The following is a 26,793-nucleotide window of genomic DNA, read 5'->3' as shown; positions in this document are numbered from 1 at the left end:
GGCGTGCGGGTGATCTTGTGGGTGGTGGTCGCGGCGCTGCCGGTGGCGTGGGGCGTGGTCACCGCGCGGCCCGGCCGGGTGCCGCCGTGGGAGGCCGTCGCGTGGGTGGCGGTGCTCGCGGTCGCGGTGCCGTTGGCGCGGCGGTGGCCGGTCACGGCTCTGGTGGTGACGGCGGTGGCGTGGCAGGTGGCGTTCCTGGCGCGGGCGGCGGTGGACAGCACGGTCGCGGCCGGGCTGCTGGCGACGGGCCTGGTCGTGGTGGCGTTCCTGGCCGGGCGGCACGCGGTCGACGGTGAGCGCGGCGCGGTGGCGCTGGTCCTGCTGGCGGCCGGCGCGGCGACGACGACGGTCGTGGTGACGGGCGCGGGCGACGCGTCGGTGGCCGCCGCGTCCGGCATCGCCGCGTTCGCCGCCGTGCCGTGGACCGTGGGCCGCTACCGCCGCCAGTACACCGCGATGGTCGAGGCCGGCTGGGCACGCGCCGAGCAGCTGGAACGCGAGGCCGACCACGTCCGCGACCGCGAGCGGGCGAGGTTGGCGGCGGACATGCACGACCTGGTCGGGCACGAACTGGCGCGGGCGGCCCTGCTGGTCGGGGCGCTGGAGGTCGCGCCGAGCCTGGCGGCCGACCAGCGGGAAGCGGCCCGGGTGGCACGGGGCGCGGTCACCTCCGCCGCCGAGCGGCTCGCGGACGTCGTCGGGCTGCTGCGGGCGGGCGAACCCGAGCCGGCCGAGTCGGTGGAGGACGTGGTGGCGCGGGCGCGGCGGTCCGGGCTGCGGGTGGAGGTCACCGGCGACGGGGTGGGCGAGGTGGACCCGGTGATCGCGCGGACGGCCCACCGGGTGCTCACCGAGGCCGTCACCAACGCGATCAAGCACGCCCCCGGCGAACCGGTCGCGGTAGATGTGCGCCGAACCGACGACGGCCTCGCCCTGCACATCACCACCGGCATCAAGAACCACGCATCGGCCGCACTCCCCAGCGGCGGGCGCGGGCTGCTCGGCCTCTCCGAGCGGGTCGCCCTCGTCGGCGGCACCTTTTCAGCCGGTGCCCGCGCCGGCGGGTTCGAGGTCGCCGCCCACCTGCCCGCCAAGCCGGTCACCACCGCCGTCCCCCACCGGCACCGGGTCGAGGTGGAGCGGCAGGTGCGGCGCAGTGCTCGGCGGACCGTGCTGGCCACCGCAGGGATCGCCGCCGCCATCGTGCTCGCGGTGCTCTCGTATATCATATATGACGCGGCGACCTCCGTGCTCGACCCCGAGTACTTCGCGCGCCTGCGAGTGGGGCAGCCGCAGTCCGAGGTGGTGTTGCCGCGCCGCGACCGGGTCGATTCGCCCGACAACGTGCCGCCGCCACCGCCGGGCGCGGCCTGCCGGCACTTCAGCACCCACGCCAACCCGTTCGACGAGCGGCGGCTGGACCTGTACCGGGTGTGCTTCCGCGACGGGCGGCTGGTGGACAAGGCCCTGCTCCGGCGCGACCCGTGACGACCGGCGATGACGCCGGCGTGACCAGGGCGGTGACCCGCGATGCCGGCGCGATGAGGGCGGTGACGACCGGCGATGACGCCGGCGTGACCAGGGCGGTGACGACCGGCGATGATGCCGGCGTGATCAGGGTGGTGGTGGCCGACGACGAGGCGGTCGTGCGGCTGGGCGTGCGGGCGGTGCTGGCGGCGGCGGACGATGTCGAGGTGGTCGCCGAGGCTGGCACCGGGCGCGACGCCGTGGACCTGGTCCGCGCCCACCGCCCGGACGTGGCCGTGCTGGACATCCGCATGCCCGGCCTGGACGGCCTCGACGCCGCCGCGCGGATCCGCGACCTGGGCACCGGCACCGCCTGCCTGGTCCTGACCACGTTCGCCGACGACGCCCACATCTCCCGCGCGCTGGGCGAGGGCGTGAGCGGGTTCGTGCTCAAGACGGGCGACCCGAACGAGATCATCGCCGGCGTGCGGGCCGCCGCGTCCGGTGGCGCGTACCTGTCACCGCTGGTCGCCAAGCGGGTCGTCGACCACCTGTCCGGGCGCGGCCCCCGGCTGCACGCGAGCGCCCGGGTGTCCGGGCTGACCGCCCGCGAACGGGAGGTGCTCGGCCTGGTCGGCGCGGGGCTGTCCAACGCGGAGATCGCCGCCCGGCTGAACCTGGTCGAGGGCACGGTGAAGGTCTACGTCGCGACCGTCCTCAAGCACCTCGACGTGCGCAACCGGGTGCAGGCGGCCATCGTCGCCCACGAAGCCGGGCTCATCCCGTGAGCTCCGGCAGCCGCTGGGCGACCTCGTCGGGCGAGGGCATGCGGGCGATCTCGTCGGCGACCGCGCGGGCCGCGTCGCGGTGATCGGTGCCCGCCAACAACTTCCAGGTCAGGTCGGCGATGGCGGCCGGGTCGTCCAGCACGAGCCCCGCGCCCGCCCCGGCGACCGCGTCGGCGTTGGCGAACTGGTCGGCGCCCTGCGGCAGCAGCAACTGCGGCACGCCGGCGGCCAGCGCGCCGAGCGTGGTGCCGCTGCCGCCGTGGTGCACGGCCACGTCCACGTGCGGCCACAGGTCGGCCTGCGCCACCCAGTCCCGCACGGTCACGTTGTGCGGCACGGCCCCGAGCTGGTCGGGGCGCACCCGGCCGGCCGCGACGACGATGTGGGCGTCCAGCGCCGCGAGCCCGCGCACGGCGGCGGCGAGCAGTTCCGGCGTGCCGAACGCGGTGCCCAGGGTCAGGTAGACCAGCGGGCGGCCGTCGCGCAGGACGGGCCGGGCGGGTTCGGAGAAGGCGACCGGGCGCAGCGCCACCCGCTCCTGGGCGAGGAAGTCCTTGTCCTGCAACGAAGGCGGGCAGATGTCCAGGTGCGCTCCCCCGGTCGGCCGCTCCAGCCCGATGCCCTCGGGGAACATCCGCCCGAACCCGTGCCACACGCCGGGCACGCCCGCCGCCCGCGCCGCCTCCGCCGCGCCCGGCACGCCCCACCCGTGCACGACCAGGTCGGGTTCGAGCCGGGCGAGGTCGGGGGCCAGGTCTTCGGCGTAGATCTCGTAGAACGCGTCCGCCGGGCGGAACGGGCGCAGGCCGTGCGCGTCGAGCGGGGCGTGCACCGACTCGCCGGCCGCGAAGTGGACCTCGTGGCCGGCGGCGCGGGCCGCGATGGCGAGGGGGACGAGCGGGTAGGTGTGGCCGACCGACGCCAGGCTGACGAAGAGCACGCGCATGGCCGCGCAATCTACGCCGTCCGGGCACGCGGCGGCACGGTTCCCGCATACCCGATCCCGGCACGGTTCACAGGAGGCCGGCGAGTCGGCGGCGGGTCGGCCCAGCCGCGGCGCCGTCCTTGACACCGGGCGGATACTCGCTTGGTCTAGACCAAAGGAGTCGTCGTGACCCGCATCCTGGACCTGGACCGCGAGGCCCTCGCCGCCCTGCGCGGCCGGCGCCTGACCGCCGCCGTGGCCGACAGCGAGGGCCGCACGATGGTCGCCGAGGTCTTCGCCGACCGGGCCGCCCTGGCCTTCGCCCCCACCGGCCCGGCCGTGCACAACCTGGAGCTGATGGCCGCCTTCGGCGCGGACGTGCTCATCCTCAACATGATCGACCGCGTCTGGGACGGCGAGCGCTTCCACTTCCCCGGCCTGGGCACCGTCCCCGACCTGGCCGCGCTGGCCGACCGCGTCGGCAGGCCCATCGGCGTCAACCTGGAACCCGGCGACGTGCCCCGCCTGCGCCGCGCGACGCAGGAGTCCGCGCGCCGCCTCGTCGACTCGGGCGCGGCCCTGATCACGCTGACCGCGAACCCGAGCACCGACGGCACGTTCGACGGCCTGACCCGCGCCACCAGCGCCCTGCGCGCCGCGCTGGACCCGGACACCGCCCTGTGGACGGGCAAGATGCACCACGCCGGCCACCGGGAACGCGTCACCACCGCCCGGCTCACCGCCCTGGTGGACGCGGGCGCGGACGGCGTGATCATCCCCCTGCCGGGCACGCTCCCCGGCGTGACCCGCGAGGCCGCCGCCGAGTCCGTGGCGGCGGTTCAGGAGGCGGGCGCGGTGGTGATGGGCGCGATCGGCACCAGCCAGGAGGGCGCGCACACCACGGTCGTGCCGCAACTGGCGTTGACCGCCAAGGAGATCGGCGTGGACGCCCACCACATCGGCGACTGCTTCCTGCCGGGCATGGGCGACCCGGAACTCCTCTACGCCTACTCGGTGGCCGTCCGGGGCCGCCGCCACACGTGGACGAGAATGGCGTTGAACGGCCGCCGCTGAACCTCACGCGTCCGCGGCGGCCCGGCACCGGTGGGCCTCCCACGGCCGCCCCAAGGTGGCGAACTGGTCGGCGGCCTCCAGGAACAACGCCGCCGCCTGGCTCGCCTGCCCGGCCGCCCGCCGCAGTTCCGCCCGCACCTCCCACAGCGCCGCCGTCCACGGCCCGCCCTGCCACAGCCCGCTGATCCGCTCCGCCTCCGCCAGGTGCCGCCGCGCCCGCCCCAGGTCGTTCGCCCGCGCGCAGGCCCGCGCCGCCTCCGTCCGGAACCCCATCGAGCACGGGTCGCACACGTGCTCCGACGCGAGCAGCCGCTCCCCGTCCCGCACGGCGCTCAACGCGTCCACCACGCCGCCCGCCGCCAGCACGCGCAACCCGTGCACCCGGATCACCAGGTGCGAGCGGATGCCCGACGCCCGCGCCAGCGGCATCGCCCGGTCCAGCAGCGCCACCGCCGCCGACCGGTCGCCCTGGCGGACCCGCGCTTCGGCCGCCCGTTCCAGCGCGATGCTCTGCGCCGACGCGCACCCCGTCGCCTCGGCCGCCACCCACGACCGGGACAGCTGCGTCGCCGCGCCGTCGAGGTCGCCCGAGAGGAGCGCGAACTCGCCCAGCAGCAGGTGCGCCAACGCCCGGCCGCCGGTCGAGCCGGCGGCGGTGGCGATGTCCAGCAGGTCCCGCCCGAACGCCTCCGCGCCCTCGTGCCCCTCCGGGCCGTAGAGGTAGAACTCCTGGAAGCACAGGTGGGCGTCGAACACGGCCGTCTCCAGCTCGGTCGAGCGGCGCACCGAGTCGACGAACTCGCGCCGGAACTGCTCGTGCCACGTCCCGCGCGCGTAGGCGACCAGGGCCAGCAGGGTGGACGCCTCCCCCAGCTCGTGCCCGAGGTTGGCGTCCAGCGCCAGGGCCCGCGCCCGCTTGGCCAGCCGTTCGGCCTCGGCCAGGTTGCGGCGTCCCCAGGCGACCAGCCCGTTGGCCAGCGTGACGGCGACGGTCTGCGCGACCGACGGCGGATCGGCGCCCTCGGCCAGGGCCGACTCGTACAGGGCGACGGTCTCCGCGTCCGGTCCCACGCCGATGCGTTCGCGCAGCGCCCGGCGCAGGAGTTCGAACTGCCGCAACGCCTCCCGCCGGCGGCCGGCCGCCAGGTGCCGCCGCATCAGCGCCCGGTGCGCCTCCTCGTCGGTCTCGTCCAGCTCCAGCAACCGCGCCCAGTCGCCCGCGGCGCGCAGCAACGCCACGTACCGGGTGCGGACCTTCGTGCGCCGCTCCTCCGCCCACCACTCGTAGCGGTCCTCGGGCAGCAGGTCGCCGCCGTAGAGGGCCGCCGCGGCGGCGCACGTCGAGGCGTCGCCGGAGGCCAGCGCGGTGTCGGCGGCGCGGTCGAAGCGCTCCAGGTCGCAGTCCAGGGCCGCACCCGGCCACAGGGTCAGCACGTGGCCGGTGACGTCGATCGCCTCCGGGCCGCCCAGCGCGCGGCGGGCGTAGTGGACGGCCTTGCGGAGGTTCGCGCCGGCGGCGTCGGCGGGCAGTTCCGGCCACAGCGAGGCCATCGCCTGTTCCCGGTGCATCCGGTGCCCGGCCTCGATCGCCAGGAGCTTCACCAGGTCGGCGGCTCGCCTGCTGCGCCAGGCGTCGGTGGGGACGGGCCTGCCGTCCACCGCGACGCCGAACCCGCCGAGCACGCGCACCCGGCAGGTGGCCTGCATGGCGACACGGTACGCCCGGACCGGCGGGAACGCTCGGGGAACGCCGCGCGGCCTAGCGTCGCCGGGCACGCGACCGACAACCCCGAGGAGGGCGCGATGCTGTTCATGGACGTGCACAACCACCTGCCCGAGGGCGCGACCGCCGGCGACGTCGCCGAAGCGCACGCCGCCGACGTGCGCACGCAGGACCAGTACGGCGTGAAGTACCTGAACTACTGGGTGGACGACCACGCCGGCAAGGTGTTCTGCCTGGTGGAGGCCCCCGACGCCGAAGCCGCGCACCGGGTGCACCGGGAGGCGCACGGCCTGGTGGCCGACGAGATCTACCCGGTCACGCAGGGGTGAGCGCGATGAGCACCCTGGCGGCCAAGAGCCTGGAATCCCCCGAAGAGACCCGTCGGTTCCCGCACGGCCACATCGACCTGGTCACCCTCGGCGGCACGACCGCCGGCCGGGCCGAGTTCGAACCGGGTTGGCGCTGGTCGACCGACGTCAAGCCGATCGCCGGCACCGAGTCCTGCCAGTCCCTGCACACCGGCTACGTGCTGTCGGGCCGGATGCGGGTGCGCATGGACGACGGCACCGAGGCCGAAGCCGGGCCGGGCGACGCGGTCCTGATCGAGCCGGGCCACGACGCGTGGATCGTCGGCGACGAGAAGTGCGTGATGCTGGACTTCACCGGCCTGACGAACTACGCCAGGCAGTAGCCCCTGAGAAGCCCCCGGCCCGTACGCCCCGAGAAGCCCCCGGCCCGCGCGCCGGGGGCTTCGTCGTCGCCGGGCACGGCTCCACGGGCGAGTTCCCGGCGGCACGAGTCAGCGCCCCATCACGAATGTTGATCACCGCAGGTCGCGACGGGTGCCCGGAGGCTGCCGACGGCCCCGGCGTCACCGCTGTTCAGACGGGGTTCACCGAGCCAAACTTGATTGATTCCAGAAAATCCGCCAGACTGCCGCCCGTGCCCACGGCCTCCGAGTTCGAGCAGATGCTGCGCCGCGCCTCGCTGCGCGTCACGAGCCCCCGGATGGCCGTGCTGTCCGCGGTGCACGAGCACCCCCACGCCGACACCGACTCGATCATCGGCGTCGTCCGGGACCGGCTCGGCACGGTGTCCCACCAAGCCGTCTACGACGTGCTCAAGGCCCTGACCACCGCCGGCCTGCTGCGGCGCATCGAGCCGCCGGGCTCCGTCGCCCGCTACGAGGCGCGCGTCGGCGACAACCACCACCACGTCGTGTGCCGGTCCTGCGGGGTGATCGCCGACGTCGACTGCGCCATCGGCCACGCGCCCTGCCTGACCGCGTCCGACGACCACGGCTTCTCGATCGACGAGGCCGAGGTCGTCTACTGGGGCACCTGTCCCGCCTGCAAGTCCGCAACCGCCTGAATTCCCCCGAAGGGATGCCCGTGTCCGACACCCCGAACGCCGTCATCGGAGAGTTGAACGAGGAGGGCGCCGCCGGCTGCCCCGTCTCCGCCGGCCGCTTCAACCACCCGACCGAGGGCGGCAGCAACCGCGACTGGTGGCCGAACCAGCTCAACCTGAAGATCCTGCGCAAGCACCCGGTGGTCGCGAACCCCATGGGCGGGGAGTTCGACTACGCCGCGGAGTTCCTCAGCCTCGACCTCGACGCCCTGGCCAAGGACGTCGACGAGGTGCTGACGACCTCGAAGGACTGGTGGCCCGCCGACTTCGGCCACTACGGGCCGTTCATGATCCGCATGGCGTGGCACAGCGCGGGCACCTACCGCGTGCACGACGGCCGCGGCGGCGCGGGCGCGGGCATGCAGCGCTTCGCCCCGCTCAACAGCTGGCCGGACAACGGCAACCTGGACAAGGCCCGCCGCCTGCTGTGGCCGGTCAAGAAGAAGTACGGCCGCAAGATCTCCTGGGCCGACCTGATGATCTTCGCGGGCAACCGCGCCCTGGAGACCATGGGCTTCACCACCTTCGGCTTCGCCGGTGGCCGCGCGGACGTGTGGGAGCCCGACGAGGACGTGTACTGGGGCCCGGAGCGCACCTGGCTGGGCGACGAGCGCTACTCCGGCGACCGCAACCTGGAGAACCCGCTCGCCGCGGTCCAGATGGGCCTGATCTACGTCAACCCCGAGGGCCCCAACGGCAACCCGGACCCGCTGGCCGCCGCCCGCGACATCCGCGAGACCTTCGGCCGCATGGCGATGAACGACGAGGAGACCGTCGCGCTGATCGCCGGCGGCCACACCTTCGGCAAGACCCACGGCGCGGCCGACCCGAACCAGCACGTCGGCCCCGAGCCCGAGGGCGCGCCGCTGGAGGAGCAGGGCCTGGGCTGGAAGAACACGTTCGGCTCGGGCAAGGGCCGCGACACCATCACCAGCGGTCTTGAGGTCACCTGGACGCCGACCCCGGCGCAGTGGAGCAACTGGTTCTTCCACAACCTGTTCGAGTACGACTGGGAGCTGACCAAGAGCCCGGCCGGCGCCCACCAGTGGACCCCGAAGGGCGGCAAGGCCCGCAACACCGTCCCCGACCCCGAGGACGGCAAGCTCAACCGCGCGCCGGGCATGCTCACCACCGACCTGGCGCTGCGCTTCGACCCGGTGTACGAGCAGATCTCCCGCCGGTTCTACGAGAACCCCGACCAGTTCGCGGACGCGTTCGCCCGCGCCTGGTTCAAGCTCACCCACCGCGACATGGGCCCGATCCAGCGCTACCTGGGCCCGCTGGTGCCGCAGGAGGAGCTGGTCTGGCAGGACCGCGTCCCGGCCGTGGACCACGAGCTGGTCGACGCCGCCGACGTGGCCGCGCTCAAGCAGCAGATCCTGGCCACCGGCCTGACCGCGGCGCAGCTGGTCACCACCGCGTGGGCGTCGGCCTCGACCTTCCGCGGCAGCGACAAGCGCGGCGGCGCGAACGGCGCCCGCATCCGCCTTGAGCCGCAGCGCAGCTGGGAGGTCAACGAGCCCGAGGCGCTGTCGATCGTGCTGCGCGCGCTGGAGGGCGTGCAGGAGAGCTTCAACAGCGCGCAGACCGGCGGCAAGAGGGTCTCGCTGGCCGACCTGATCGTGCTCGGCGGTGTCGCGGCGGTCGAGCAGGCCGCGAACGCCGCGGGTGTGCCGGTCACCGTGCCGTTCACCCCGGGCCGCACCGACGCCACCCAGGAGCAGACCGACGCGGACTCGTTCGCGGCGATGGAGCCGACCGCGGACGGCTTCCGCAACTACCTGGGCAAGGGCAACCGCCTGCCGGCGGAGTTCCTGCTGGTGGACAAGGCGAACCTGCTCACGCTGAGCGCGCCGGAGATGACCGTGCTGGTCGGCGGCCTGCGCGTGCTGGGCGCCAACCACAAGCGCTCGGAGGTGGGCGTCCTGACCGGCACGCCGGGGTCGCTGACCAACGACTTCTTCGTGAACCTGCTGGACATGGACACCGAGTGGAAGCCGACCTCCGGCGAGGCGGAGGTCTTCGAGGGCCGCGACCGCGCCACCGGCGAGGTCAAGTGGACCGGCAGCCGGGTGGACCTGGTGTTCGGCTCGAACTCCGAGCTGCGCGCGGTGGCCGAGGTCTACGCCTCCGACGACGCGAAGGAGAAGTTCGTCCACGACTTCGTGGCGGCGTGGGCGAAGGTCATGGACCTGGACCGCTTCGACGTGGCGTGACCACCCGCGGACCCCGGGTCGGCTCGACCGGCCCGGGGTCCGCCCCGCTCAGGCGAGGGTGATCGCGTAGACCTCCACGCGGGGGTCGGCGGGCAGCGTCAAGGAACGCACGGTCTTGGCCGGGTCGAGGGCCGCGGCCACGCCGAACAGCCGCACCGGCGGCCCGTCCACGCCCCGACCGGCCTTGATGCGGTGCGGCATGTCCAGGACCACCGTCGCGCCCGACCCGGCCCAGTCCCCCACGGTGATCGGCAGTTCGGCCGTCGTGCCGTCGGTGTAGCGGACGGCGACCGCGGTGGCGACCGGGCCGTTGTGCGACGCCGCCACCAGGTTCAGCGTCCGATGCCGCCCGGTGGGCAGCAGCACGGCCTGGCCGCGCGCCTCCACGAAGTTGGCCGCCGTCCCGGTCGGGTCCGGCGCCAGGTAGGTCACCCCGCCCCAGGTCACCGGCCCGGTGGGCAGCAGCGCGGCGTCGTAGCTCCAGCCCTGGCCGTCGAAGTCGCCCGACGCGGGGGCCTCGACGGTGGCCGTGCCGTCGTGGTTCAACTCGCGCGTCAGGTCGACCGCGCACGGGTCGCCGACGCAGTTCGCCGCCGGCCGCACCTCGACGGTCCCGGTCCTGGTCACGGTGTTCGGGCCGCGCACGACGACCTCGACCGGGTACGTGCCGACCGGGGTCCCGGCGGGCACGGTCACCGTCAGCGGCACCGTCCGCTGCACGGGCAGCCGGCCCGACACCAGCGCCATCGGTTGGATCCGCCCCACCTGCCAGCCCGCCGGAGCCGTCGCCTCGACCGACGCCACCACCGCGCCCGGCGACTGCGCCAGGACGTCCAAGGGGAACGTCACCGTCTGCGCGGCGTCCGAGGTCGGCAGGACCGCGGCGTTCTGGCGCAGCGACGCGTCGAGGTGCCGCCGGCTGTCCGGCCGCGCCCGGTTGACCGACGGCGGCTCGGCGCCCCGGCCGGTCCCCCACGACGACGGTTCGTCGCCCAGCCGGTGCGCCAGCGTGCCGCCGCGCGCCACGTCGTCCCAGTCCAGCCAGGTGCGGTGGACGTCCCGGCCGTTCAACGACACGCCCCGCACGTACCGGGTGGCGTCGGACGCGCCCGGCGCGGTGATCCGCAACGCCCGCCCGTGTCCGGTGTGGACGGTCGCGCCCGGGAACTGCGGGCTGGACAGCGCCAGGAAGTCGCCGCCGCTCATCGTCGGGTACAGGCCCAGCGAGGAGAACACGTACCAGGCCGACATCGTGCCCAGGTCGTCGTTGCCGGTCATGCCGTCCGGGCCGGTGGTGAACAACGTCATGGCCGCGCGCACGACCGTCGCGGTCTTCGCCGGCGCGCCCGCGGACAGGTAGAAGTACGGCGCGAGCAGGTCCGGTTCGTTGTTCGGGTTGTAGGTGGGCTTGCCGTAGTAGTCGTACGGGTGGGTGATCCAGTCCTCGCGGACCGTGCGCGCCGGGTCGGCCAGCAGCTTGTCGTAGGCGAAGAACGCGTCCAGCCGGCGCTCGGTCGCCGCCCGGCCGCCCATCAGCTCGACCAGGCCGCCGGGGTCCTGCGGGACCAGCCACTGGTACTGGAACGCGCCGCCCTCGTGGAACTGGTGCGCCGCGTCGACCGGGTTGTACGGCGACAGCCACGTGCCCTCGACGGTCCGGGGCCGGAAGTGCTCGCCGTCCCACAGGTTGCGGAACCACTGGCCGCGCTGTTCGAACAGGCGGGCGTCGGCGTCGTGGCCGAGCCCGCGCGCCATCACGGCCAGCGCGGCGTCCGCCGCCGCGTACTCCAGCGTCGCCGAGGCGGGGTGGACGCAGTCGTTGTCGCCGCCCTTGTGCCGGCAGTCGGTGCCGAGCTTGAGCCCCGACGGGATGTAGCCGCGCTGCGCGTAGTGCTCGACGCCGGACCGGCCGTTGTACGGGGAGTCGGCGGGCGGGACGGTCGTGGCGTTGCGCTTGAGCAGGTCGTAGGCCTCCTGTTCGTGGCCGTCGAGCAGGCCCCGGGACCAGGCCTCGACCAGGAACGGGGTCACCGGGTCGCCGGTCATGATGTTGGTCTCGCTGTTGGCCAGTGCCCAGCGCGGCAGCCAGCCGCCGTCGCGCCCGGCCGCCACGACCGACAGTGCGACGTCCCGCGCGACCTCGGGTTCGAGCAGTTCGAGCAGTTGGTTCTGCGGGCGGTAGGTGTCCCACAGCGACAGGTTCTGGTAGGGCGTGAAGCCTTGTGCCACATGGGTCTTGCCGTCGAAGCCCGCGTAACGGCCGTCCACGTCGCCGGCGAGGTTCGGGTGCAGCAGCGAGTGGTACAGCGCGGTGTGGAAGGCGGTGCGGCGCTCGGGTGTGCCGCCGTCGATCTCGACCTGGTTCAGGCGCTCCACCCAGGCGCGGTGGGCCTGCGCGCGGACGGCGTCGAAGTCGTGGGAGTCGCCGGTTTCCGCCGCGAGGTTGCGGCGCGCGCCCTCGACGCCGGTGTAGGACAGGCCGACCTTGAGCACCACGTCCCGGTCGGCGGAGGCGTCGAACGTGACCCACGCGCCGTTGCCGCCCGTCCCGGCCGCGTCCGGGACGCCGGGTGACTTCGTGGCGCCGCGCCACGTGCCGAAGCTCGTGAACGGCCGGTCGAAGCTCGCGGTGAAGTAGACGGTGTGCTCGTCGTGGCCCGCGCAGAACCGCCCGGCGCGGACGCGGCCCTCCAGCGTGCGGTCGCCGACGACGTGGATCTCCGAGTCCAGCACCTGCTGGTTGGCGCGGCCGGTGTTGACCAGGACGTTCGCCTGACCGGCGGGGAAGGTGTAGCGCTGCCAGCCGGTGCGCGGCGTGGCGGTCAGCTCGGCGTCCACGCCGTAGCGCTGGAGGCCCACGCGGTAGTAGCCCGGCGTCGCCTGCTCGTCGTCGTGGGAGTACCGGGAGCGGTAGCCGGCGATGTCAACGTTGTCCACCGGGCCGGTCGTGGGCATGACGGGCAGTTCGCCCGCGACGCCGCAGCCGACGCCCGACAGGTGCGTCTGGCTGAACCCGTGGATGGAGTCCTGCAGGTAGTCGTACCCGCCCTGGCCGCCGGTGTCGGGGCTGACCTGGACCATGCCGAACGGCGTGCTCGCGCCCGGGAAGGTGTTGCCGGAGTTCTGCGTGCCGATGAACGGGTTGACCAGGGTCGTCGGGTCGGTCGCGGGCTCGCCGCGCGCCGGGTGGACGGGGACGAGCAGGGCCAGGGCGAGCAGGGTGGTCGTGCCTCGGCGGAGGAGTCGCATCGGCAGGGGCCTCCTTGGCTGACAACGTTGTCACAGCACAGCGCTCCCTTGACCATGGCGCAAGCGCGCGCCGGCGTCCAGTGGCGGCGGTGGTTGGCGGCGGCGGTGGTTGACGTTCAGTCGCGGCGGCCGGCGACCTCGTGCCACCGACCGGTGGCGGGGCGCGCGTCATTTCCCTATAGTGCTAGGAAGCTAGATAAATGGAGGTTACCGTGATCCGGTTCCACCTGGACGCCAGGTCCGGCCTGTCGCCCTACCAGCAGCTGGTCCAGCAGGTGCGGCACGCGCTGCGGCTCGGGCTGGTCCGGGAGGGCGACCAGCTGCCCAAGGTCAAGGACGTCGTCGCGGACCTCGCGATCAACCCGAACACCGTGCTCAAGGCCTACCGGGAGCTGGAGCACGCCGGGCTGGTCGCCGCCCGGCCGGGCATCGGGACGTTCGTGACCGCGTCCGCGGCCGGCGTGCCGCTCGCGACGCTCGCCCCGCTGCGCCAGGACCTGCGCCGCTGGCTGGCCAAGGCGCGCCGCGCCGGGCTGGACGACGAGAGCATCGAGGCGCTGTTCGCCGCCACGTTTCGCACCGAAGCCGGAGAGGACATAGCGTGACCGCCTTGCGGGCCCAGGGCCTGGGCAAGAAGTACAAGCGCACGTGGGCGTTGACCCGCTGCTCGCTGGAGATCCCCGCCGGGCACGTGACCGGCCTGGTCGGCCCCAACGGCGCGGGCAAGTCGACGCTGCTCAACCTGGCGTCGGGGATGCTCGAACCCACCACCGGCGCGATCGAGGTGTGCGGGGGCGTGCCGGGCAGCGGGCCCGCGCAGCTGGCCAAGGTCGGCTACGTCGCCCAGAACACGCCGGTCTACGCCAACCTGACCGTCGAGGAGCACCTGCGGCTGGGCGCGCACCTCAACCCGTCGTGGGACGCGGGGCTGGCGCGGCGGCGGGTCGAGCGCATCGGGCTGGACCCCGGGAAGGCCGCGGGCAAGCTGTCCGGTGGCCAACGCGCCCAGTTGGCGCTCACCCTCGGCATCGCCAAGCGCCCCGAACTGCTCCTGCTGGACGAGCCGGTCGCCGCGCTGGACCCGCTGGCGCGCAGGGAGTTCCTCAAGGACCTGATGGAGTCCGTCGCCGAGCACGGGCTGTCGGTGGTGATGTCCTCCCACCTGGTCGCCGACCTGGAACGGGTGTGCGACCACCTGGTGGTCCTGGTCGAGGCCCGGGTCCGGCTGGTCGGTGACGTCGAGGACCTGCTCGCCACCCACCACCGCCTGACCGGTCCCCGCCGCGACGTGGCGACCATGCCGTCCGACCAGCACGTGGTGTCCGCCGAGCACACCGACCGCCAGACCACGGTCGTCGTGCGCACCGAGGGCCCGATCCTCGACCCGGCGTGGGCGGTGGGCGGGTTGAGCCTGGAAGACCTGGTCCTGGAGTACCTGAGCAACCCGGCCGAGGTCCGGCCCGCGCTGGAGGTCCTGCGATGACGTGGTTGGCGTGGCGGCAGTTGCGGGTGCCGGCGCTGTCGGTGTGGGCGGGGTTGGCGGCCGTCGGGGTGGTCCTGGCGATCACCGGGCCGAAACTGGTCGGCCGCACGGACTACACCGACGTGGACGTGCTGTTCACCGGCACGCTGATCGCGGTCTACGCGCTGCCGGTGGTGATCGGCGTGTTCTGGGGCGCGCCGATGGTGACCCGGGAGTTGGAGGCCGGCACGCACAGCCTGGTGTGGAACCAGAGCGTCACCCGGACGCGGTGGCTGGCGACCAAGTTCGGCGTCGGCGTGCCCGTGGCGGTGGTGTCGGCCGGGTTGCTCGGCTTCGCGGTCACCTGGTGGGCGGCGCCGATCGACGCGCACGCCGAGAAGGAGAACGACCAGTTCGCGCGGATCATGCCCGAGGTGTTCGCCGCGCGCGGGGTCGCGCCGGTCGGGTACGCGCTGTTCGCGCTCGTGCTCGGGGTGGCGGTCGGGATCGTGGTGCGCCGGACCGTGGCCGCGATGGCGTTGACGCTGGTGCTGTTCGCGGCGGTGCAGGTGGCGGTGCCGTTCCTGGTGCGCCCGCACCTGCTGCCCGCGACGGAGGAGTCGGTCGCGATCACGGCGTCGAACATCCGGCAGATCACGGGCAACGAGTCCGGTGTGCTGGAGTCGCTGACCGTGGCCGCGCCCAGCGGCGCGTGGGTGTTGACCAACGAGACGGTGGACGCGGGTGGCACGCCGGTGCACCCGTTGCCCGAGCCGGTCCACAAGTGCCTGCCCAAGCCGGGTTCGAGCGACGCCTTCCCGGAGCGCGGCGTGATCGGCCAGTGCATGTCCCGGTTGACCGAGCTGGGCTACCGGCAGCACCTGGTGTACCTGCCGGGCAGCAGGTTCTGGCCGCTCCAGTGGGTGGAGCTGGGCTTGTTCGTCGTGTTGTCGGCGCTGTTGGGCTGGTTCTGCTTCCGCCGGCTGCGCCACCTGTCCTGACGGTTCGAACGAGAGGAAACCCTTGCGCGCCACCATCGTCGCCGCCGCGGTCGTCCTGGCCGTGACCGCGCTGCCCGCCTTCGCCCAAGCCGACCCGGGCCCTCCCGCCGGCCCCATGGTGTTACCCGCGCCGACCGGCGCGCTGCCCGTGGGCAGCAAGACCTTGCACCTCAAGGACCCCTCGCGCGCCGACCCGTGGGTGCCGACGGAACGTCGCGAGTTGATGGTGAACCTGTTCTACCCGGCGCTGCCGGGCACCGGCGCGCGGACGCGGTACATGACGTCGGCGGAGTCCGAGGCGATGCTCGCCGAAGGCGGCCTGACCGAACTGCCCGCGGACTTCCTGGCCGCGACCGGCACCCACTCGACGGTTGACGCCCGCCCGCTGCCCCGGCCGCACGGCCGTCCCCTGGTGGTCCTGTCCCCCGGCTACACCAAGCCCAGGGCGACCCTCACCGCCCTGGCCGAGGACCTGGCCGGCCACGGTTACGCGGTGGCCGTGGTGGGTCACACCTACGAGAACTACGGCACCAGCTTCCCGGACGGCCGCTTCGCCGGTTGCGTCTCGTGCGAGATCGACCACGAGCCGGGGTTCTGGGTGAAGCTGGCCGAGGGCCGGGCCGCCGACGCTTCCTTCGTGATCGACGAACTGCTCAAGCGCCCGGGTTTCGTGGACCCGACCCGGATCGCCATGGGCGGCCACTCGGCGGGCGGCGGCAGCACCCTGACCGCCATGCTCGCCGACCCGCGCATCAAGGCGGGCTTCGACATCGACGGCCGCATCTACACGCCGTTGCGGGACACGACTTTCACGCGCCCGTTCTTGTTCCTGGGCGCCTATCCGCCGGACCTGCCGATCCCGCCGTGCACGAGTCACCCGTGGGAGGAGGACTTCCCCAAGCTGTCCGGCTGGAAGCGCTGGCTGTCGGTCACCGGCGCGAAGCACGCGTCGTTCACCGACGTGGGCCTGTTCGCCGACCACCTGGGCGTGGACATCGGCGCGACCGTCACGGGCGCACGCACCCAGTCCATCACCCGCGCGTACGTGACGGCTTTCCTCGACACGCACCTGCGAAACCGCCACCGCCCGATCCTGGACGCCCCTTCACCGCGCTACCCGGAGATCACCTTCTGCGGCTGATCGTCAGGCGACACCGTCACCGCCACTCGGTGACCGTGACGGTGTCGCCCACCGCGATCTCGCCCGGTGACAGCACCGCCGCCTTCAGGCCGAAGCTCACGCCGTCCGGTTCGCGCCGGTAGGTGGCCAGGGTGCGCAACGGTTCCGGGCCGGCGCGCATCCCGGTGGGCTGGTCGACCAGGGTCACCGCGCACCGGATCGCCAGCTCGCCGAACCCGACCTCGACGCCGCCGACCGCCATCCGCCCCACCCGGTCCTCGGTGTGCGGCTCGGGCCAGCCGCTGATCACGACGTTGGGCCGGAACCGTTCCATCGGCACGGGATTGCCCCCGCGCGCCGCGATCCGCGCGTTCAACCCCTCCAAGGAGGACACCGACAGCACGTGCAACGCGGTCGGGTCGCTCCCGTCCCGGGACCCCGCCGGTTCCCGCACCAGTCGAACGGGCCGTTCGAGCACGTCCGACAGCCACTCCGCCGCCCGGTCGCCCTGGTCGATCCCGACCCCGGGCCACTTGTCCACCTGCGCCGGCACCGTCGGCCCGTCCGCGACCACTTCCAGGACCGCCTCGCCGGCGCCGGGGGCGCTCAAGGTCAGCTTCGCGCCCTCGTCCAGCACGCGGCACCCCACCACGGCCAACCGCGGCGTCTCGCCCTGCCAGAGACCACCCCCGTCCGCCCCGACCACGGCGAACAACCGGTCGTGCGCCAACCCGGTCGAGCCGACCTCGACCCGCTCCACCTCAACCCCGGCACATCCCTTGACCGGGTACACCGTCAGCGCGGAAACCGTTGCCATGCGGCCAAAGTACTCGACGCCGCACGGCAACGGCCACCACTCAGCAGCACTCCCAGACGACCGGCCGCGCCTTGTAGAAGCAGCTGCCCTTCCTGGTCTTCGACGGCAGCTCACGCCCGTTGGCGTCGAACATCGACACCGTCGGCGTCTGGAAGTGGCGCGGGCACTCTCGCGCCGCCGGCCCAGAACTTCGTGATCCTGGGCGAGGCCTCCTTCAGGGAGTTCTCGCGGATGTCGTACTGCCGCAGCGATTCGTACCCGAGTGCCCACAGCCGCCCGTCGTTGTAGACCACGCCGTGCGCGCCGAGGAAGTCGATCTGCTGACCGTGACCGAGCACGAGGACAAGCGGATCATCGCGGCGGTCGAGTCGACCCACTACCCGTACCGTTGACCGGACACCTCCCCACTCGCTCGCTCGCTCGCGAAGGGTTGAACCGGACATGACCACGCTTTCGCCGCGGCTCGCCGCCATCGTCGACGCCCTGCCCCTGCGGCCGGGGATGCGGGTGTTGGAGATCGGCGGTGCGCCGGGAGCCGCGGCGAAGGCGGTGTGCGAGCGCATCGCGCCGGGTGGCCACATCCTCGTCATCGACCGCTCGGCCAAGGGCGTCGCCCTGGTCGAACGCAACGCCGCCGCCGAGATAGCCGCCGGGCTGCTCGGCGTCCGGCACGTCGCCGCCGAGGACTTCGCGCTGGAGCCCGGCGAGCCGCCGTTCGACCTGGCCTTCGCCGTCCGGGTCGGCGCGCTCGACGGCCGGCACCCGGAAGCCGGGGTCCTCGCCCGGGAACGCGTCCGCGCGGCACTCGTGCCCGGCGGTCGGCTCCTGATCGACGGCGGTGACCCGCTGCGCGAGATCGACTAGGGGCGCAGCGTGGCGGTTCGGCTGCGGAGGGTGGTGAGGGCCGAGTCGCGGGTGTGCCGGCCGAGCCTGTCCCTTCGGCGGCTCCTGGGCACGGCGGCGCTCGGCGCGAGCACGGCGGCAGCGGGCAAGCCGCGAGCGACGGGGCGCGGTGCGCCGACGTTCGTGCTGGTGCACGGGGCCAACGGCAACGCCGGGTCCTTCGCCCCGCTGGTGGCCGGGCTGGCGCCGGCCGGGGTCCGCCTGGCCGACGACGAGTCCTGGGCCGTGGCCACCGACGACGCGCGCGGCGACCCCGCGACCTGGGGCCGCGTCCCCCGCACGTACCTGCGCTGCACCCGCGACCGCGCCATCCCCCTCGCCCTCCAAGACCGGATGATCGCCGAGGCGGACGAGGCGACCCCGCACAACCGGTTCGACGTCCACACCCTCGACGCCCCGCACCTCGGCCCGCGGCACCCGGAACCCGTCGTCCGCGTGCTCGTCGACGCGGAATGTGGTTGAGCGCCGCCCACACCGTCCATACCCACCGAACGACCGGCGAAACACCATGTGTGCCAATGGTTTTCCTGCGGAGAAGTCGATTGGGACCACCGGTGCTCGGGTAGCTCTCGCACACGACAACCGCACTGCTGAGGAGCCACAAGTGACCGAGAACAGCAAGGGTGCGGTCCCCGGGACCGCTGAGCAGCAGGAGGTGGCCCGGCACGCGCAGCAGGCCGCCGGCGACCTGGTCACCACCGGCCGGGAGCAGGCCAAGATGGTCGTCGGGGAGACCGCCGACCAGGTCAAGAGCGCCGTGCAGGACATGCGCACGCGGGTCGCCGACCAGGCCGAGAACCAGGCTCGACGGGTCGCGCAGCAGCTCACGCGCATCGCCGACGAGCTGGGCGGCATGGCCGAGAACCAGTCGTCGGACTCCATGACGGCCCCGCTGATCCGCCAGGTCGCCGACACCAGCCGCCAGGCCGCCGACTTCCTGGACAACCGCGGCGCGCACGGCCTGCTCGACTCGGTGCAGGACTACGCCCGCCGCAAGCCGGGCACGTTCCTGCTCGGCGCGGCGGTGGCCGGGTTCCTGGTCGGGCGGGTCGCCAAGACCGCGTCCGGCGGGTCCGACGGCGCCGGCCGCCAGTCCTCGACGCCGGAGGTGACGGCGCCCGCGCCGCGCAGCGGAGACCAGCCGATGCGCCCGACGCCCACCCCGGTCGGCGCCGGGCGGGGTTTCGAGGCCGGTGGCACGGGTGAGGCCGGCACGGGCTACCCCGGCGGCCAGTCCGGCGCGGGACACCCCGGGCAGACAGGTCACGCCGGGTACTCCGGCCAGCAGGGATACACCGGCCAGCCCGGGTACTCCGGCCAGCCGGGTCACGCCGGGCCGGCCGGCATGGGCTACCCCGGGCAATCCGGTGTGGACGACCCCGTGAGCGGGCGTCCGGGACCGTCCGGGATGGGCTACCCGGGTCAGTCGGGCGTCGACCGGACCGGGGGTGGGCCGCATGTCGACCGCTGAGGGCCGCATGACCAGCCAGACCGGCGCGCCGATCGGGCAGACGCCGATACCCCGCGCGTCCACCGAGGACGACAACGCCACGATCGGGCAGCTCGTCGGCGACCTGACGCAGGACCTGTCGCGCCTCCTGCGCCAAGAGCTCGAACTGGCCAAGGCGGAGATCCGGCAGGAGGCGACGAAGGCGGGCAAGGCGACCGGGATGCTCGCCGCCGCCGGGTTCGCCGGGTACATGACCGCCGTGCTGCTCAGCCTCGCCGCCGTGTTCGGCCTGGCCTACCTCATCGGCCTGGGCTGGGCGGCGCTCGTCGTCGCCGTGCTGTGGGGCATCGCGGGCGCGGTCCTGTACTCCTCCGGCCGCACGCGGCTCCGGACGGTCTCGCCCAAGCCGGAACGCACCATCGAGACGCTCAAGGAGGACGCGGCATGGCTCCGACACCCGACCAGCTGAAGAACGACATCGAGCGGACGCGCGCCGAGCTGGTGGCCGACGCCAACCGGCTGGTCGACCACACCAGCCCCAAGCGCGTGGCGCAGCGGCGCGTGCGCGGCGTCCGCCACCGCCTGACCCGCATGAGGGAGACCGTCATGGGCACCGCCTCCGACACCACGTCCACCGCGCAGCACCAGGCCCGGGACGCCGCGCACGCCGTGGCCGACCGGGCGCAGCAGGCCGCCGAGGCCGTGCAGGACGCTCCGCGCCAGGCGATGCGGCAGACGCAGGGCAACCCGGTGGCGGCGGGCGTCATCGCCTTCGGCGCCGGCCTGCTCGCGGCCACCCTCATCCCCCGCACCCGCGCCGAGGAACAGGCCGTCCGACAACTCGGCGAGACCGCCGGCGGTCTCGCCCAACCGGTCAAGGAGAGCGCCGTCGAGTCCATGCAGGCGCTCAAGGACGAGGCGCGCGACATCGCGACCGGCGCCGCCGGGGAGATCAAGGAAACCGCCTCCCAGGCCGCCTCCACGACCGCGCAGCACGCCAAGCAGGAGGCGCAGGGCGTGGCCGACCACGCCCGCGAGACCCGAAGCGGCTCCTGAGCCCGCTTCGCCGACGGCCGGTCGTCGCCCGGGAATCTCCGGGCGACGACCGGCCGTCATGCCACCCGACGCTGCCCGGCCGCCGATCCCGGGCGGTGCTCGTGGTCCTGGTCGATCATCGATCAGCGGACCTGACCCGCGCCGTCGCCTGCAAAAGGTTGCAGGGGTGCCCTGCTCGCAAACTCTTGCGCAGAGGTGCGATGGGAGGTGGACATCAGGGTGAGTTCGAGGCGGCGGTGGGTCGCCGCGCTCCTGGCTTCCGGGCGGCGACATCGCTGGTGGCGGTTCCCGACGCCGAGCCGGTGGAGCGGACGGCGGCTGCGGGGACCGCCGTGTTCTACCGCCTGCCGGCCGGCTGGCCGCAGGCCAAACCACTCGAAGTTCTCCGGCATGAACATCATCGACATGCGCATGCACATGAACTTCGGGGACGCCACCAACGCGTTCTGGAACGCCAAGGACTCCAACGACGCCACGTACAACGTGACCTATGTGGACTCCCACGACTTCGGGCCGAACAAGTCCAGCGTGCGCTACGCGGGCGGCACGGACGCGTGGGCGGAGAACATGAGTCCCATGTGGACGTTCCGGGGCGTGCCGACGCTGCACTACGGCTCGGAGGTCGAGTTCCAGGCGGGCAAGCCGATCGACTGCGGCCCGACGTGCCCGCTGGCCACGACCGGTCGCGCCTACTTCGGCGACCACCTCGCCGGGTCGGTCACCGCGGCGGACTACGGCGTGGTGTCCTCGGCGTCCGGCGCGGTGGCCGCGACGCTGGAGAAGCCGCTGGTCAAGCACGTGCAGCGGCTCAACCAGATCCGGCGCCGGCGCTGCAGAAGGGCCAGTACTCCACCGAGGGCGTCAGCGGCGGCATGGCGTTCAAGCGCCGCTACACCGGCGGTTCGGTGGACAGCTTCGCGCTGGTCGCGATCTCCGGCTCGGCGACGGTCTCGGGCATCCCCAACGGCACCTACCGCGACGTGGTCACCGGTGACACGAAGGTCGTCACCGGCGGCTCGCTGACCGCGTCGGTGACCGGCAAGGGCAACCTGCGGGCGTACGTGCTCGACCTGCCCGACAACCCCGCGCCGGGCAGGGTCGGCGCGGACGGGCCGTTCCCGAGGTGAGCCGCCCCGGCGCCCGGGCGTGGCTCCGCGCCGCCCGCCCGCCGGGGTTCCATCAGACCCAGCCGACGACCGACGCGACCTCGGCGTCCAGCTCGGAGGCGGGGATGTGGCCGAACTGCTCCACCACGACCCGGCCGGCCCGCCTGCGCCACGTGCCGCGGACCCGGCCGTCGACCACGACGTGCGGCAGCGTGCGGCCGTCGGCGCGCAGCAGCGGTTCGTCGGCCGGGTCCAGCAGCGGGCCCGGGTCGCGGTAGCCCGCCAGGAAGCCGTCGGAGTGCCCCAGCAGGCGCACCACGCCCTCCTCGGCCGGCGGCGGGTCGTCCGGCTGCGTCTTCGGGAACGCCGCGCGCGCCTGGTCGTCGGGCAGTCCGCTCCACGTGGCGAAGTCCTCGGCCGTCGCCGGGCCGTGGGCGCGCAGGAAGCGGCGGGCCAGTTCGGTCACGTCGTGCTCGGGCCCGTCCCGCGGCACCGGGTGGTAGGTGGACTCGCCCAGGCACAGCGCGCCGTCGTGCGCCGCGCGGGTCAGCGCCTGCGCCGCTTCCCGCTCGTCCAACGGGACGCCGACCTCCGCCAACCGGTCGAGCAGTCCGGCGCGGGTCAGCGGCTCGGTCAGGACCTCGCGCACCGCGGCCGACACCGCTGCCCCGGCCTCGCCCGGGGACCGGGCGGCGTTCACCGGTCCGAGCAGCGCCACGACCCACCGCACGTCATGCCGGCGCAGCAGGTGCACGGCGCCGCGCATCGCCCACGTGCGCACGACCTCGCCACCGGCCAGCGCCGCGCGCAGGTCGCCCGGCGTGATGCCGGTGGTGCGGGCGCGGACCGCCATCCCGGCGCCGGTCAGGTCGGGCGCCGGCACCGCCAGCACGTCGTCCAGCAGGCTCGCGAGGTCGCGCGCGGGTGTGATCAGGCGTTGCGCCCGCATCCTCCGCACAGCCGTCACGCCCGTGTGGGCCACCATCCCGGTCCTCCGTCACACGATCGGCACCACGATGAAAGACCTTGCAAACACTTTCAGCAAGGGTTGACATCGCGGCGGTCACGAGCCGACGTGGACGTAGCCGGCCCACTGCGACGCGGCCAGCGGGAACTCGGCGCGCAGTGCGCGCAGCACTTCGTGCAGGGCGACGGCCGGGTGCGCGCCGGCGTGGACGCGGCGGTGGAAGGCGGCGGCGGCGCGGGCCGCCACGGCGTCCTGGATCGGCCACAGCGCGCCCACGACGTGGCGGAACCCGGCGAGCTGGAACGCCGACGCGAGCGTGATCACCTCGTCCGGCGCGGAGCGGCCGGTGCGGGCGGTCGAGCACGCCGACAGGTAGGCCAGCTCGGCGTCGGCCAGGCGCAGCCGGCCGATGTCGGCGACGGTCAGCGGGCCGTCGGCGAGCAGCAGGTGGCCGGCGGACGGGACGAGCGGGTCGCTGTGCGCGTGGCAGGCGAAGTGGGCCCAGGTCGCGTGCGGCAGCGCGGCCAGCACGGCGGCCCGGGTCGCGGCGGGGCCGCGCAGCGGTTCGGCGGCGGCCAGCAGCGCGGCGAGGTCGGTGGCCTCGGCGTCGGTGGCGGGCAGGTCGGCGTGGCCGGGGGTGGTGGGCATGGCGACGGCGAGCAGGTCGCGGCGCGTGGCCGGCGGGCGGGAGCGGGTGTGGCCGAGGGTCCGGGCGGTAGGCGTGTAGGACGAGACCACGCGGTCCAGCACGGACTCGCCGGGGACGTCGTGGCGGCCGGCGGCGTGCAGCGGGAGGTGGGTGAGCGCGCCGGTCGGGCACCACCACACGCGGGGCCACGCGGCGCGCGGCGCGCGGGTGTGGCCGAGCGCCTTCAGGACCGGTCCGGCGATCGCGTCCCACAGCCACACCAGGGTTTCGCGGACCACGGCCTGCGCGTCGAAGCGGGCCACCAGGTCGCCGCCGTCGAGCGCGTCGAGCGCCGCGAGGTACGCGCCGGCCCGTTGCTCGACCTCTTCGAGGGTGACGCGCCGCAGCCGCTTCGAGCTCACGCCGCGCCGCGTGATCAGCAGGGCGTCGCAGCGCCACTGGCTGACGTTGACCAGCACCACCGTGCCGTCGGCGACGCGCAGGTCCAGCGCGCTGGGCGGGCGCAGGAAGGCCTCCAGGCCGGGGACCGCGCGGATCCGGTCCAGCACGTCCCGCCACCGCCGCGACAACGCCTCCCGCTCGTCGGTGGACTGGGACTCGTCGGCCAGCTCCTCCAGCACCGCGTCCCACTCGGCCGCGAGGTGCGGCGCGCGGTCGCGCAGCGCGAGCGAACCCGCGCGGGCGTCCAGCTCGTCCACCAGGAGCACACCGCGGGCCTGTTCGAGCAGCTCGACGGCGCGGACCGGGTCACCGGTCGCGAGCGCGGCGGCGGCCGCGTCGGTGTGCACGCCGCGCAGGTCGGCCAGGCGGAACTCGCGGTCGGCGCGCCGCACGTGGCGGGGCGCGACCTGGGCGACCAGGTCCACGCCGCCGGCGAACGCGGCCAGCGCGGTCTGCCACTGCCCGAGGACCACGGCCCACCTGCCCCACACCCGGTGGGCGCGGATGCGGGTCGCGGGCGGCGCGTTGAGCACGCCCGCGCTCGCCTCGGCGACGCGGACGGCTTCCCGCACCGGTCCCAGGCCGCCGGTCGCCTCGCCCAGGACGCCCAGGGCGATCGCGAGGTTGAGCAGCCGGGAACCGCGGATGGCCAGGCCGGCGGGCGTCAGGGCGACGGCTTCGCGGGCGGCGGCGACCGCCTTCTCGGCGTCGGCCCGGTCCCCGTCGAGGAAGTAGCGTTCCAGCAACGACGACGACAGGTTGTTGAGCACCTGGGGGCGGATCGGGTCGTGCGGGCCGAACCGCTCGGCGCCGCGCTCGGCGATCCGGACCCGTTCGCGCAACAGGTCCTGCTCGCCCGTGCGCTGGTAGAGCAGGTTCATCACCAAGCCCACCTGGTCGGTCAGCCGGGCTTGCAGGTCGTCGGTCGGGGGCACCGCCCCGAGGTGGTCGCGGAGCACCTGGAGCGCGCGGTGCAGGTCGTCGACGTCGTGCCCGCGGCGGTAGCGCTCGGCCAGCGAGCCCGCGAGGTTGAGCGCCGTGGTCGCCCGCAGCCGTGAGAAGGGCTGCTCCTCGATCGCGCGCAGCCCGAAGTCGACCGCCTCGTCCAGGGTGTGCAGGTCGGGTGACAGGTCGGCGCGCCGCCGCAACGCCAGCGTGAGCAGGTTCAGCGCTTGGGCCTGGTCGCCCTCGGCGAGGACGGCGCGGCCCAGTGCGATCGCGGTGTCGAGGGACGTGCGCGCGCCGGTCGCGTCGTGGTGGCGGAAGTGGACCTCGGCGGCGCGGGCCAGCACCGCCGACCGGCGCGGGTGGTCCGGCGGGCAGGCGGCGACGGCTTCGGTGGCGAGCCGGACGCCGTCCTCGACCTGCCCAGAATCGGCGGTGAGCAGGGCCAGCAGCGCGAGCCGTTCGGCCTGCGCGCCCGTCGGCTCGGGGTGGGCGGTCGCGCCGCGGCGGGCCAGGGCGAGCGCGTCGGCGAGCACCTCGGGCGTGCGGTCGAGGTCGTGCAGCTTGCGCAGCAGCACGGCGGCGTTGTGCGCGACGCGGGCCTCGTCCTCGGGGTCCTCCGGGGCGGCGAGGTGGGCCCGGTTCAGGGCGATCGCCTCCAGGAGGGCGGCGCGGTCGCCGACCAGGTCGTAGCGGTGCCCGAGGAGGGTCGCCCGGTGCTCCCAGCCGGGGCCGGCGGCGAGGGCGGCGTCCACGTCCGCGACGTCGTGCCCGGCCGCGGCGAGTTCCACCAGGTAGTCCACGCGGGTCCCGCGCAGGCGCGGGTCGTCGCCCCCGTCCAGCACGGCGAGGGCGGCGTCGCGGCTGCCCCGGTCACCGGTGTGCCTCCAACGCCGCCACAGCGCCTCGGCGTACATGCCCGTGCGGACCGGGTGGTCGGGGTGCGTCGGTGGGATGCGCGCGACGGCCGCGCCCAGGACGGCCACCGTCTCGTCCAGGGCGGCGGGCTCGGTCGAGGCCACCCGGAACAGGGCGCTGCCGTGCAGGTACAGCAGTTCCTGCGAGCCGGAGCCGAGGAACGGGCGCAGCAGGTCGGTGATCTCGGTGAGCGCGGCGGGGTCGCCGGTCAGCTCGGCGGTGGTGTGCAGGGTGGTCGCCAGCGCGACGAGCTGGTCCGGCTCGTGGCGCAGCGCCACGGCGGCGCGCGCCGACGCGACGGCTTCCCGCGCCAGCGCGCGGTCCCCGGCGCGCTCGGCGGACAGGGCGAGCGCCACCGCCGCGACGCCCAGGGCTTCGGGGTCGTCGGGCGGCGCGAGCCGGGCGTGCTCGACCGCGCGGTCCAGCACGGCCTGGTCGCCGGTGCGGGAGTGCTCCAGCAGCAGCGCGCGGACCAGCTCGGCACGGGCCGCCGCGGTGGCGTCGGAGGGCTCGGCGGCGAGGACGCGCTGGGCGACGGCCTGCGCGGCGGTCAAGGCGTTGGCGTCGCCGGTGTGCCAGGAGGCCAGGCGTGCGGCGGCGGCGAGCACCACGCCGCACCCGGCGGCGAACGGGTCGGCCGGGTCGCCGGCCGTCGGGGCGAGGACGTCGACGGCGACGGCGAACGCGGCCGGGTCGGCGAGCAGCACGCCGACCCGCACCAGTGCGGACCCGAGGTCGCGCCGCCGCCGGCCCTCCGGGGCGTCGGGGTCGCCCTCCCAGATCGGCGGCGCGAGGTCGGGGCGCAGCAGGAAGACCGGCGCGAGCAGGGTTTCGGCGAGGGCGTGCGAGGCGGTCGCCGCCGGTTCCTCCTGCCACATCGACCGCGCCAGGTGCAGGGTGCCGACCACGTGCAGCACGTCGAAGTCGAACTTCCCGGACGGGGACACGAACTTGAGCAGCTCCTCCCCCGCCGCCTCCGCCTCCGGGGCCAGCACCGCGTCGGCGTCGCCGTTGTCGGCGCGCGTGATCCGACCGAAGAGGTCCTGGATCAGCTCGTCCCGCACCCGCACACCCCGATTCCCGTGTATCCCTGACAGGCTGGGAAG

General features: G+C 74.3%; 24 protein-coding genes. 17 read left to right on the top strand and 7 right to left on the bottom strand.

Annotated features, from left to right (window positions below; all coding sequences use genetic code 11):
* The first annotated feature begins 3 nt into the window (after window positions 1-3).
* Together ABD126_RS09260 and ABD126_RS09255 are read left to right on the top strand one after the other, a co-directional pair.
* Window positions 4-1,488 carry a sensor histidine kinase gene (locus tag ABD126_RS09260; protein WP_343933294.1) on the top strand — a complete coding sequence of 495 codons (1,485 nt, stop codon included), beginning with the start codon at window positions 4-6 and terminating at the stop codon, window positions 1,486-1,488.
* 122 nt (window positions 1,489-1,610) lie between these two features.
* Window positions 1,611-2,255 (top strand): response regulator, encoded by a 645-nt coding sequence (locus ABD126_RS09255; RefSeq protein WP_343933619.1) that lies wholly within the window; start codon window positions 1,611-1,613, stop codon window positions 2,253-2,255.
* On the opposite strand, the gene ABD126_RS09250 is transcribed toward ABD126_RS09255, so the two are convergent.
* Entirely contained in the window at window positions 2,245-3,201 is a 957-nt protein-coding gene (locus ABD126_RS09250) for a glycosyltransferase (RefSeq protein WP_343933293.1), read from the bottom strand. The two genes, ABD126_RS09255 and ABD126_RS09250, sit on opposite strands and share 11 nt — an antisense overlap.
* Window positions 3,202-3,366: 165 nt before the next feature.
* On the opposite strand from ABD126_RS09250, the gene ABD126_RS09245 reads away from it, so the two are divergent.
* Window positions 3,367-4,254, top strand: coding sequence for a DUF7916 family protein (locus ABD126_RS09245; protein WP_343933292.1), 888 nt, complete (start codon window positions 3,367-3,369; stop codon window positions 4,252-4,254).
* A 3-nt stretch (window positions 4,255-4,257) separates the two neighbouring features.
* On the opposite strand, the gene ABD126_RS09240 is transcribed toward ABD126_RS09245, so the two are convergent.
* Window positions 4,258-5,961 (bottom strand): AfsR/SARP family transcriptional regulator, encoded by a 1,704-nt coding sequence (locus ABD126_RS09240; protein ID WP_343933291.1) that lies wholly within the window; start codon window positions 5,959-5,961, stop codon window positions 4,258-4,260.
* Between the two features lie 96 nt (window positions 5,962-6,057).
* Here ABD126_RS09240 and ABD126_RS09235 point away from each other — a divergent pair, with 96 nt between their 5' ends.
* The 4 genes from ABD126_RS09235 to katG all read left to right on the top strand — a co-directional run bounded on the left by ABD126_RS09235 (window position 6,058) and on the right by katG (window position 9,603).
* The gene (locus ABD126_RS09235; RefSeq protein ID WP_343933290.1) at window positions 6,058-6,306 is read left to right on the top strand and encodes a DUF4242 domain-containing protein; all 249 of its coding nucleotides are present in this window, start codon (window positions 6,058-6,060) and stop codon (window positions 6,304-6,306) included.
* A 5-nt stretch (window positions 6,307-6,311) separates the two neighbouring features.
* Entirely contained in the window at window positions 6,312-6,668 is a 357-nt protein-coding gene (locus ABD126_RS09230) for a cupin domain-containing protein (RefSeq protein WP_343933288.1), read from the top strand.
* Between the two features lie 251 nt (window positions 6,669-6,919).
* The gene (locus ABD126_RS09225; protein ID WP_343933287.1) at window positions 6,920-7,348 is read left to right on the top strand and encodes a Fur family transcriptional regulator; all 429 of its coding nucleotides are present in this window, start codon (window positions 6,920-6,922) and stop codon (window positions 7,346-7,348) included.
* A 20-nt stretch (window positions 7,349-7,368) separates the two neighbouring features.
* A complete protein-coding gene (gene katG, locus ABD126_RS09220; protein ID WP_343933286.1) occupies window positions 7,369-9,603 on the top strand; it encodes a catalase/peroxidase HPI in 2,235 nt (744 codons plus the stop codon).
* Between the two features lie 48 nt (window positions 9,604-9,651).
* Here the strand turns inward: katG and ABD126_RS09215 are convergent, their stop codons facing one another.
* Window positions 9,652-12,852, bottom strand: a complete 3,201-nt coding sequence (locus ABD126_RS09215) for a GH92 family glycosyl hydrolase (protein WP_343933285.1) — start codon at window positions 12,850-12,852, stop codon at window positions 9,652-9,654.
* Window positions 12,853-13,064: 212 nt separating this feature from the next.
* On the opposite strand from ABD126_RS09215, the gene ABD126_RS09210 reads away from it, so the two are divergent.
* Genes ABD126_RS09210 through ABD126_RS09195 form a run of 4 tightly spaced genes read left to right on the top strand, consistent with a single transcriptional unit; the run spans window position 13,065 to window position 16,456 of the window.
* Complete coding sequence (locus tag ABD126_RS09210) at window positions 13,065-13,457, top strand: GntR family transcriptional regulator (RefSeq protein WP_343933284.1); 393 nt, start codon at window positions 13,065-13,067, stop codon at window positions 13,455-13,457.
* Window positions 13,454-14,335, top strand: a complete 882-nt coding sequence (locus tag ABD126_RS09205) for an ABC transporter ATP-binding protein (RefSeq protein WP_343933283.1) — start codon at window positions 13,454-13,456, stop codon at window positions 14,333-14,335. Before ABD126_RS09210 ends, ABD126_RS09205 begins: the two co-directional genes overlap by 4 nt.
* On the top strand, window positions 14,332-15,315 hold the full coding sequence (locus tag ABD126_RS09200; RefSeq protein ID WP_343933282.1) for an ABC-2 transporter permease: 984 nt from the start codon (window positions 14,332-14,334) through the stop codon (window positions 15,313-15,315). The genes ABD126_RS09205 and ABD126_RS09200 overlap by 4 nt, the downstream gene beginning before the upstream one ends.
* 22 nt (window positions 15,316-15,337) lie before the next feature.
* Complete coding sequence (locus tag ABD126_RS09195; RefSeq protein ID WP_343933281.1) at window positions 15,338-16,456, top strand: alpha/beta hydrolase family protein; 1,119 nt, start codon at window positions 15,338-15,340, stop codon at window positions 16,454-16,456.
* Window positions 16,457-16,472: 16 nt separating this feature from the next.
* On the opposite strand, the gene ABD126_RS09190 is transcribed toward ABD126_RS09195, so the two are convergent.
* Both ABD126_RS09190 and ABD126_RS09185 read right to left on the bottom strand, forming a co-directional pair.
* On the bottom strand, window positions 16,473-17,252 hold the full coding sequence (locus tag ABD126_RS09190) for an MOSC domain-containing protein (protein WP_343933280.1): 780 nt from the start codon (window positions 17,250-17,252) through the stop codon (window positions 16,473-16,475).
* Window positions 17,253-17,362: 110 nt separating this feature from the next.
* Window positions 17,363-17,590 (bottom strand): hypothetical protein, encoded by a 228-nt coding sequence (locus ABD126_RS09185; protein WP_343933279.1) that lies wholly within the window; start codon window positions 17,588-17,590, stop codon window positions 17,363-17,365.
* A gap of 103 nt (window positions 17,591-17,693) precedes the next feature.
* Between ABD126_RS09185 and ABD126_RS09180 the strand changes: the two genes are divergently transcribed.
* The 6 genes from ABD126_RS09180 to ABD126_RS09155 all read left to right on the top strand — a co-directional run bounded on the left by ABD126_RS09180 (window position 17,694) and on the right by ABD126_RS09155 (window position 21,788).
* Complete coding sequence (locus ABD126_RS09180) at window positions 17,694-18,116, top strand: SAM-dependent methyltransferase (RefSeq protein WP_343933278.1); 423 nt, start codon at window positions 17,694-17,696, stop codon at window positions 18,114-18,116.
* Window positions 18,117-18,149: 33 nt separating this feature from the next.
* Window positions 18,150-18,617, top strand: coding sequence for a hypothetical protein (locus ABD126_RS38785; protein ID WP_425542770.1), 468 nt, complete (start codon window positions 18,150-18,152; stop codon window positions 18,615-18,617).
* A gap of 142 nt (window positions 18,618-18,759) precedes the next feature.
* On the top strand, window positions 18,760-19,626 hold the full coding sequence (locus ABD126_RS09170; protein WP_343933276.1) for a hypothetical protein: 867 nt from the start codon (window positions 18,760-18,762) through the stop codon (window positions 19,624-19,626).
* Window positions 19,613-20,074, top strand: a complete 462-nt coding sequence (locus ABD126_RS09165) for a phage holin family protein (RefSeq protein ID WP_343933275.1) — start codon at window positions 19,613-19,615, stop codon at window positions 20,072-20,074. Before ABD126_RS09170 ends, ABD126_RS09165 begins: the two co-directional genes overlap by 14 nt.
* Window positions 20,050-20,661: a DUF3618 domain-containing protein gene (locus ABD126_RS09160; protein ID WP_343933274.1), complete on the top strand. Its 612-nt coding sequence runs from the start codon at window positions 20,050-20,052 to the stop codon at window positions 20,659-20,661. The genes ABD126_RS09165 and ABD126_RS09160 overlap by 25 nt, the downstream gene beginning before the upstream one ends.
* 872 nt (window positions 20,662-21,533) lie before the next feature.
* Window positions 21,534-21,788: a hypothetical protein gene (locus tag ABD126_RS09155; protein ID WP_343933273.1), complete on the top strand. Its 255-nt coding sequence runs from the start codon at window positions 21,534-21,536 to the stop codon at window positions 21,786-21,788.
* 52 nt (window positions 21,789-21,840) lie between these two features.
* Here the strand turns inward: ABD126_RS09155 and ABD126_RS09150 are convergent, their stop codons facing one another.
* Together ABD126_RS09150 and ABD126_RS09145 are read right to left on the bottom strand one after the other, a co-directional pair.
* Entirely contained in the window at window positions 21,841-22,752 is a 912-nt protein-coding gene (locus tag ABD126_RS09150) for a DNA glycosylase AlkZ-like family protein (RefSeq protein ID WP_343933272.1), read from the bottom strand.
* 78 nt (window positions 22,753-22,830) lie between these two features.
* Entirely contained in the window at window positions 22,831-26,751 is a 3,921-nt protein-coding gene (locus ABD126_RS09145; RefSeq protein ID WP_343933271.1) for a CHAT domain-containing protein, read from the bottom strand.
* Window positions 26,752-26,793 lie beyond the last annotated feature (42 nt).

Origin of the sequence: Saccharothrix mutabilis subsp. mutabilis (genome assembly GCF_039521145.1) — a bacterium.
In the GTDB taxonomy this organism is placed as follows: Bacteria; Actinomycetota; Actinomycetes; order Mycobacteriales; family Pseudonocardiaceae; genus Actinosynnema; species Actinosynnema mutabilis.
The sequence above is the reverse complement of the archived record's forward strand: the minus strand, read 5'-3'. Positions and strand labels throughout refer to the sequence as shown.

Excerpts from the sequence above, each read along its gene's own strand:
- ABD126_RS09180 (WP_343933278.1), top strand. The coding sequence starts at position 17,694 with ATGACCACGCTTTCGCCGCGGCTCGCCGCCATCGTCGACGCCCTGCCC.
- ABD126_RS09215 (WP_343933285.1), bottom strand. The coding sequence starts at position 12,852 with ATGCGACTCCTCCGCCGAGGCACGACCACCCTGCTCGCCCTGGCCCTG.
- ABD126_RS09165 (WP_343933275.1), top strand. The coding sequence starts at position 19,613 with ATGTCGACCGCTGAGGGCCGCATGACCAGCCAGACCGGCGCGCCGATC.
- ABD126_RS09155 (WP_343933273.1), top strand. The coding sequence starts at position 21,534 with ATGGCGTTCAAGCGCCGCTACACCGGCGGTTCGGTGGACAGCTTCGCG.
- ABD126_RS09190 (WP_343933280.1), bottom strand. The coding sequence starts at position 17,252 with ATGGCAACGGTTTCCGCGCTGACGGTGTACCCGGTCAAGGGATGTGCC.
- ABD126_RS09235 (WP_343933290.1), top strand. The coding sequence starts at position 6,058 with ATGCTGTTCATGGACGTGCACAACCACCTGCCCGAGGGCGCGACCGCC.
- ABD126_RS09250 (WP_343933293.1), bottom strand. The coding sequence starts at position 3,201 with ATGCGCGTGCTCTTCGTCAGCCTGGCGTCGGTCGGCCACACCTACCCG.
- ABD126_RS09150 (WP_343933272.1), bottom strand. The coding sequence starts at position 22,752 with ATGGTGGCCCACACGGGCGTGACGGCTGTGCGGAGGATGCGGGCGCAA.
- ABD126_RS09240 (WP_343933291.1), bottom strand. The coding sequence starts at position 5,961 with ATGCAGGCCACCTGCCGGGTGCGCGTGCTCGGCGGGTTCGGCGTCGCG.
- ABD126_RS09200 (WP_343933282.1), top strand. The coding sequence starts at position 14,332 with ATGACGTGGTTGGCGTGGCGGCAGTTGCGGGTGCCGGCGCTGTCGGTG.
- ABD126_RS09160 (WP_343933274.1), top strand. The coding sequence starts at position 20,050 with ATGGCTCCGACACCCGACCAGCTGAAGAACGACATCGAGCGGACGCGC.
- ABD126_RS09230 (WP_343933288.1), top strand. The coding sequence starts at position 6,312 with ATGAGCACCCTGGCGGCCAAGAGCCTGGAATCCCCCGAAGAGACCCGT.